General features: G+C 36.6%; 5 protein-coding genes and 1 pseudogene. 3 read left to right on the top strand and 3 right to left on the bottom strand.

Annotated elements, in window-relative coordinates; translation table 11 throughout:
• The 3 genes from F6K23_RS07620 to F6K23_RS41595 all read left to right on the top strand — a co-directional run.
• The coding region (locus F6K23_RS07620; protein ID WP_293152862.1) for an anhydro-N-acetylmuramic acid kinase at window positions 1-224 on the top strand (224 nt) is incomplete at its 5' end.
• A 287-nt stretch (window positions 225-511) separates the two neighbouring features.
• Window positions 512-667, top strand: a complete 156-nt coding sequence (locus F6K23_RS07615; protein WP_293152860.1) for a hypothetical protein — start codon at window positions 512-514, stop codon at window positions 665-667.
• Between the two features lie 342 nt (window positions 668-1,009).
• Window positions 1,010-1,117 carry a PEP-CTERM sorting domain-containing protein gene (locus tag F6K23_RS41595; protein WP_367267649.1) on the top strand — a complete coding sequence of 36 codons (108 nt, stop codon included), beginning with the start codon at window positions 1,010-1,012 and terminating at the stop codon, window positions 1,115-1,117.
• A 112-nt stretch (window positions 1,118-1,229) separates the two neighbouring features.
• Here the strand turns inward: F6K23_RS41595 and F6K23_RS07610 are convergent.
• From F6K23_RS07610 to F6K23_RS07600, 3 genes and pseudogenes are all read right to left on the bottom strand, one after another.
• Window positions 1,230-2,036 (bottom strand): annotated as a pseudogene (locus F6K23_RS07610) (DNA adenine methylase); the annotation flags it as partial.
• 1,040 nt (window positions 2,037-3,076) lie between these two features.
• Window positions 3,077-4,540: a reverse transcriptase N-terminal domain-containing protein gene (locus F6K23_RS07605; RefSeq protein ID WP_293152857.1), complete on the bottom strand. Its 1,464-nt coding sequence runs from the start codon at window positions 4,538-4,540 to the stop codon at window positions 3,077-3,079.
• A gap of 1,635 nt (window positions 4,541-6,175) precedes the next feature.
• On the bottom strand, window positions 6,176-7,363 hold the full coding sequence (locus F6K23_RS07600; RefSeq protein ID WP_293152854.1) for a Ycf66 family protein: 1,188 nt from the start codon (window positions 7,361-7,363) through the stop codon (window positions 6,176-6,178).
• Window positions 7,364-7,802: the final 439 nt, after the last annotated feature.

Genomic DNA, 7,802 nt, shown 5'->3' with positions numbered 1-7,802 from the left:
GCGGTAGTCATAATTTATATTTAAAAGAACGGATACAGAATTTATTAGTAACTATCCCAGTAATGACCACTGCTGAAGTAGGGGTAGATGTAGATTTCAAAGAAGCGATCGCCTTTGCAGTTTTAGCTTATTGGCATTCTTTAAAAATTCCTAGTAATTTGCCAGAAGTTACCGGAGCAAAAGCCAAAGTAATGTTAGGAGAAATTCATCAACCGATTATTTAATTAGAATTTATAATTTAGAATTTATAATTTAGAATTCAGGAGTTATATAAAATCCGGTTTATATAGTTGGAGAGAGTGGGGGAGTGGGCGAGATTGGATATTGAAGTAATTATGGACATACTAGAACCATAGATATATGGATATTAAGTGTAGACCTGACAAAGTAGAAGTTTGGACAAAAGACTTTCAATATTTTGACCTTGGGATAGGATTTTTACAGTCTTTGACATCGGCTTTTACATCAATTAAAATCGGGTATAGACTACATTAATTTGTTTTAAATACACATGAATAAGATACTGAAAAACTGTTTTGCTCTGGGTGTCAGTTTAAGCGTCTTACTAAGTATGAGTGAAGCTCAAGCTTTTTCATTAATTAATGACGATCAAATTGTTCCAACTTCTGATCTAACAGAAAACTTCAATGATTTTTTTCTAGAATAAATTGCTGATGGAAGCACGGCAAATTTTAACGGATTTTCTTCGGGTTCTGCAAGTGGTACTATTACCCTTGACTTAATTGGCAATTTTGATCTTCATAGTTTTATCCTATGGAATGATATCAATGTCTTAGCTGAAGGAATTAAAGATTTCAGACTGGATTTTTTCACAAGTTCTGACAGTTTTATTAAATCTTCAAATATATTTGTAGGTCCCCTTGGACAAGTTGCAGGGGAAGAGTATATTTTTGATGAAGTTGTTAGTAATGTAAGCAAAGTCAATCTAGTAGTACTTAGTTCTCATCCCGGATTCGGTAGCGATATTGAAATTCGTGAAGTGGCATTCATGGGTTCAGAAACAGTATCTACTCCAGAACCAAGTTCCATTATTTCTTTATTGATTCTAGGAACAGCTAATTTAGGATACTGTTTAAAAAGAAAAATCCTAGGTTAATACTTCTTTTTAACTATTCCGGATTTTAGGTTTTCATATCAAATCCGGTAGTATCGGTGTTATTCAGTCTTTAAAGAGTAGGGGCGAATAGTATTCGCCCTTACCTGTGGTATTATGATAAACCCGACACTGAAAAATTTAAAACTATAATTTCATTGATTTTACCTCTTTTAAAACTTTTAGAATTGATATTTCGTGCTGCCTTAACTATGTGAATTTTATCCTGATAATCTTGATATAAATCCATAATAAAATCAGTCTGAGAATTACTCAACATAACTCGGCAACCTCTCGCTGTTAAATCATCAACAACTTCCTTCAATCTTTCCTGTTCATTCCGGTTAAAACCATTAGCATCATATCCAGTAAAAGATGCTGTATCAGAAACCGGGTCGTAAGGTGGATCGAAATAGATAAAATCACCTTCTTTTGCCTTCTTAACAGCCTCTGCAAAATCCGTATTTAAGAGTTTTACTTGAGGTTTGTTTAAATATTTACTCACAGCTTTTAAAACATCTTCATCCAAAATATTAGGTTTTTTGTATCTGCCAAAAGGAACATTGAATTGCCCTTGAGAATTAACCCTAAATAGACCGTTATAGCAGGTTTTATTCAAGTAGATAATTCTAGCTGCTCTTTCTACTGCTGACAGACTTCTATATTTAGAAATACGGTCTAAATTTCTTACTTCATAATAATAATCCGAACTATTTTTTTCTTGATGTTTTTTTAACTCCACAATTAAATCATCCAATGAATCTCTAACTACCTCGTAACAGTTAATTAATTCCGGATTTTTATCATTAATAACTGCCCTAGTTAGTTGTAACTCAAATAAAAGCGCTCCACCTCCAATGAAAGGTTCATAATAGGTATGCTTTTTTAGGGATTTTTCATCAATATATTTGATTAACTCAGGTAATAATTGTCTTTGTTAGAGTCGAATGGAATATCACTATCCCAAACTCTCCTTCAGAACCGAACATGAAAGTTCCCCTTCATTCAGCTCCTCCTAGCTAGTTTGACTTGCGATCGCAACCTGTCTTCACTGGTAAAATATCCTCCAGATAAGGCACATTCACCTTTCTGTCTTTTCATCAGTATTGTGACTTCTCTTTATTACTTATAGGACTTACGCAGATACGCTATATATAGTACTCATAACTATTGTCCAATAGTTACTGGACTCTATAAACAGTGTCTTTGCGTAAGTTCTGACTTAGAACTTATGCAGTAGAACTTATTTCACAGGACTTACGCAAATTGACTTTAAAACCACCATCTGTAGGGGCAAATGGTATTTGCCCTCACTTGATTTAGTGTCTCTGCGTAAGTTCTGTTTCAGTAACCCTGCTCGCATAATGGTAGGTGGAGACAAGGAATACCAATTAAAAAAAAGAATGTTACGAATAATCAGGGCAATTAAAATACTTTGTAGGAGATGTATCTTCGACGAAAAAGATAAATTCAGACCTAAAAACTGTTATTAAAGCTATTAATTCTGACTCCTGACTCCTGACTCCTGACTCCTCAGAAATACCCTAACTATTTGTAGCAAACATTTATCAATTTGGTAGAACACTTAGAACGGGAGCAAGATGCTCCCACTGTGCCATTACAATGCAGCACTACTCGTATTTCGGTCATTGCGACCGAGAGGAAAGCAATCTCAAACGTTACTTTTTCGTGCCTCGTGCGTAAGTCCTATTACTATTGTCTAATATAGAATCCGGTTGAATAGTCGTCATTGCGACTATATGAAGCAATTTCCGCGCACCTCTGAGATTGCTTCCTTCCACTCCGTTACAGTCGCTGCGGACTTGAATATAGTAATTATCCGGATTTGATATAATCAGGACTTACGCAAAGGCACTATGTATAGAGTTTAACTACTATTGGACAATAGTTACAAGCGCTATATATAGTTTATCTGCGTAAATCCTAATCATAAGAAAGTCATCATCTCCAGTACACCAAGTCTTCATCAAATAACGATTTCTTCTCTTGGAGTCCGATCGCTCTTTTGATGGGAGTGTCTTTATGGTTTCGCAATACTTTCCCGTCTGGTGTAATGAATTTCCATCCTTTTCCTTTATCAACTCCCCAATATTTGTTTACTATATGCTTTTTACCCTGTGTGGGCCCACGATAGTATCCCCATCTGAGAAGTTGATGAAATAAGATATTATCCATCTTTGCGAAGACTCTTGAACTTATCACAGAGTCATAATAATTGCTCCACTCCCTAATTTTAGGTGTTAGGACTTCTATTAATTTCTCTTGCGGTGCATTGCGATACAGTCGAATTGTATGTTTTAGGACTCTGGTATGGCGTTTGATAGCTTCCTTTGCAGGTTTTATCAGAGTTTTAAACCCTAATTTTTTACCATTTCCATCCGTTGCACTATTTATATCTTTGACTGAATATTGCCTGACATTAAACCCTAGATAGTCAAATCCTGTCTGAACTTTTCCATCTCCTAGAGTGTGAGCAATTCTTGTTATTGAGTCTTTTAGTTTTAGACCCATATTTTCCAACCAGTCATTGATAATTTCTTGGCATTCCTCTATCACCTTTTTGCTTTTGTGTAAGATGACAAAATTATCCGCATATCTATGGAATAGAGGTAGATTGAAATTGACATCGGGTTGTATCTCATAGGTAGTATATTTCTGGGAAAATACCTCTTGTAATACCTCCCGCATTCCATGTAAAGCTATATTGGCTAATAACGGAGAAATTACACCACCTTTTGCAGTACCATTTTCGGTTTTGTAGAAGACATCCTTCTCAATAACCCCTGCTTTGAGCCATACCTTAATTTGACGGTGCATAGCTGGATAAGTATTGAGTTTATCCAATAATCTTCTATAGTTTATTTGGTCGAAGCACTTTTCTATCTCAGCATCTAGAACGTAATAACTCGTTCTTTTAATGTCACTATAGATAGCTGCGATCGCATCTTTGGCACTTCTTCCCGGTCTAAAACCATAAGAATTCGCCTCAAACCTTGCTTCCCATTCTGGTTCTAGAGCTATTTTAGCTAATGCCTGTTTAGCCTGGTCTTCCATTGCAGGTATTCCTAATGGTCTTTTCTCCTGTTTATTTAGCTGAGGAATTTCAATCCTGCGGATAGGTTTAGCTTTGCCATCCAGTTGAATTTTTTGGGCTATTTTAGCTATCCCGTCTATTCCTGGAGTATTTTTACCCCTATTGTCCTGTGTTACTTTCCTGACTGCGAGTAGTTTAGCTGATTTAGACTTTACCAGTAATTTCTGTAATTTCCTGACAGTTTTGGTATCACCATTTAGCGACGCTTTGTAGATTCTTTTCTGAAGGCGAAATACTGCTCTATTAACCGATTTCCAGTTAACATCACTCCATTTCATTTCCACCGTAGTTGTTTCACTCGTATTGGTCATTTTGCCTCTTACTTAATACCAATTCACTTCAAAAATGTCACAAATAGTTTCGCTCCTTGTTTTGAGCTGATAAAATCTGACTTTATGACTTTTGAATTTTGAATTTTGGCTTCCGTGATTAGTTTCTACATCTCTAGACTTAGGGATGTCCGTCTGCATATCCTGGAAATTACTCCAGACATTAGCTTTTGACATCATCCTTCCCCAATAAAATTTATAGCTTGGCTGCCTACTCAATGAGAACTTTATTCGGGTTACTTCGTTCCGTAGAGGTTTTGTCTGGTCGGGTCGGGTTCTGACTATACGCCGAGGAATGCTCTTATCGGTAAGAGAAGGATGTTAATCAGAAAGAGGAAAATCTCTGATTCTCATTCCTATAGCGCTGTGCGCAGCTCATCTGGCAACAGGCAACAGCGGTCAGACCCCGCGACGACGCCAGCTCGCTTGCGGAATGCTGACCAACAGAGGCAATAGGGAGAATAAATTGCTGTTTGCGTTTGCGTAGCATCCCGTAGGGAAGCATCTCTGTAAGACTTTTTGCTATTGGACAGTTCCTGTAATTTGTAAATATGCCAGCGCACATTGCTATATTTGGATAGAGACTTGACCTATCGTATCTCCATCTTGGACTAACGACGCTTCCAATCATCAGTTCACGAATGTTAACCCTTTCGACCTCCCTCGCAGGGATTTAACCTAGATAGGTTGGTTATTACCTGCTTTTTATCCCGCTTCACTAATTCGAGCGCCACTCTCCTTAATGGGGATAATGGATTCAATCGAACATCTCGATGCTAGGACTTAAACCTAGAAACTCTCTACAGTTGTAGTTGATCTAAAAAAATCAACCCAAGTCATCCCCTGCTCCTAGAAGCAGTTTCGACCTAACGAATCGCACTACCTCCTGCCCATTTTAAGAAAGGTTTAGCTACTGGATTTTTGTTCACTAAAAAATACCTCCATATCTCAGAAAAAAAATTATATAGCAGGGAACAGCGAACAGGGAACAGGGAACAGTTGGAAAAACATTTTCTAGTCTAAGATTCGTCATTAATCTCCATTTGAGGTCTATATAATTATGGTAGTCAAGTCTTTTCGCGCATCAATTTTGACCGAAAATCATCTGAAGGAGTGTTGAATTTTTTGTATTATCACGAACCCACATCTTTCCTCTTCTCTCTTCTCTCTTCGCTCTTACCTCCTGTCTCCTGTCTCCTGTCTCCTGACTCCTAGCTAAAAAAACTTGATATTTATGAAGATATGATCGGGGGTTCTATCATCTATGTCCTAACCAAATTAAATGTTTGTAGTGGGGGCATCTTGCCCGCGATGGGTGTATCTCATACCGTTTCACTAAAGTCAGAAGTCAGAGTTATTTTTAGGTACTTAAAACCTTTACTCTACAGTAATTTCAGCTTATTATGTTACTTCATCAGTTACCAACTATTTGTGACATTTTTGAAGTGAATTTGTATCACTAAGCTTTTGATAAAGCTTAAAACTCAGACAATGCCAGATTTTTCCTTCTTTCTTCTGCTATACAATAAAAAAACAGGGAATTTATCTGCTAGTTCCCTTTCAATTCCCTGATAATTTTTATTTGTTATTACTGAGTTTTTATGTGAAATTGTGATTTTACGGGTCTACTGACTTGTTTTTACTATCCTTTGATAAATCCGATTCTAAGTTACCAGTTTCAGATTTTTTCTCAGAAGAAATAGGAGTATCTTTTACTTCCAATTTTTCACTATCTTGAGTCGTTTTTTTGTCTGATGACACCGAACTATCTTGAGTTTCAATATTTTCTGTATTAGTCTCTAAAATAGCTTTTTCAGAATCCGTAGATGTAGCGTTTATATCTGAAGATAAGTTTGATTCTTCTCCAACTTCTTCCAAACTATTAGTCTCTTTTTGCACATCAGATACAACAGGTGCTTCTTTCTCTACTAAAAATTCTGGCTCAGATGAATTTTCTTTTCCATCACTAACTAAATTATCAACTTCAGAAGTAACCTCTTCACTAGAAGCTAATTCTTCTTTCTCAACTTGATTTTCTTTGGATACTAACTCAGAATCTGTATCTGTATTTTTACTATCTTTACCTTGAATTGCATTTTTAATATTACTCAATAAACCACTAACAGGTGTCAATAACTGAGAAAAACCACCACCTTTTTTAGATGAACTTTTCTGTGAATTCTGGGGTGTTTCTGAAACATCTTTCGTCGTATCTGTTATGACATTTTGTTCTGCTGTACTTTCAGTTGTGTCTACCTCAGAATCTTGTGTGATATTGCTTGAATCTAAAGTAGTTTCAGATGATGCTAATTCAGATTCAATTTCTGCAGGTTTGACCTCATTTTCTTCCTCTTGAATAGAGGTTGCTATTTCCGTAATATCTGATTTTTGGATAGCGTCTACTTCTGTTGTAGATGACCCTTGAGGAATAGTAGTTGATTGTTCTTGAGTTATGTCTTTAGTACTTTTCTGAGTAGATACTTTTGTTTGCTCTGCTACTGGAGTAACTTGGCGACGCAATGTCAGGGTTTGCCAACCAAAATAACCCAATAAAGCTACACTTGCCACTTGACCCAATAACACTGCACCTGTAATTCTACCTGCACAGAACCATAATACTAAGGCATAGAAAAGACCCACACCACTCCAGATAAAATCATTTTTTCGATGGACTTCTGGAAAGAAAAAGGCCACCAGATATAAGGCTAAACTACCAAGACCAACAGTTAAGGCCAGTATTTTTGTCAGCATAAGTTGAGGTACTCCCACTATATGTTTGGTATATGGGGTAATTTTATCGTTCAATAACTCCTGCTATAGCAGAAGGAAGAAGAAAGAAGGAAGAAGGAAGAAGGAATTTGGTTATCTATAGCGCTACGCAAATATATTAGGACATTCATCTATTTCCTCTCTTGGTCAACATTCCCTTGTGTCTGTCGCACCTCGCGGGGTCGCACTGTTGTTCCCTTACAACTAAAATTTATTGTCAAAGGCCAAAAGACGTAGTGCTATAGGACAGACAGGACTTACGCAAAATATTAAATTATACGCCATTTGTAGGGGTTAACGGCCGTTAACCCCTACTATATTTGGTGGTTATACGTAACTCCTGACATAAGGAAGAAGCAGAGAAGACTTTAGTTATCTAGGACAGAAGGAAAAATCTGGCGTTATCTGAGTTTTAAGCTTTTGATATCTTCTAACCTTGTGCTTAGACTGCTATAACTTTTACATTTTTAACTTC

The sequence above is a fragment of the Okeania sp. SIO2C9 genome (assembly GCF_010672455.1).
GTDB lineage: Bacteria > Cyanobacteriota > Cyanobacteriia > Cyanobacteriales > Microcoleaceae > Okeania.
This window is presented reverse-complemented; position numbering and strand designations above follow the sequence as displayed.

What these genes read in the sequence shown, in the direction of transcription:
- F6K23_RS07615 (WP_293152860.1), top strand. Translation starts at nt 512, where the DNA reads ATGAATAAGATACTGAAAAACTGTTTTGCTCTGGGTGTCAGTTTAAGC.
- F6K23_RS41595 (WP_367267649.1), top strand. Translation starts at nt 1,010, where the DNA reads ATGGGTTCAGAAACAGTATCTACTCCAGAACCAAGTTCCATTATTTCT.
- F6K23_RS07605 (WP_293152857.1), bottom strand. Translation starts at nt 4,540, where the DNA reads ATGACCAATACGAGTGAAACAACTACGGTGGAAATGAAATGGAGTGAT.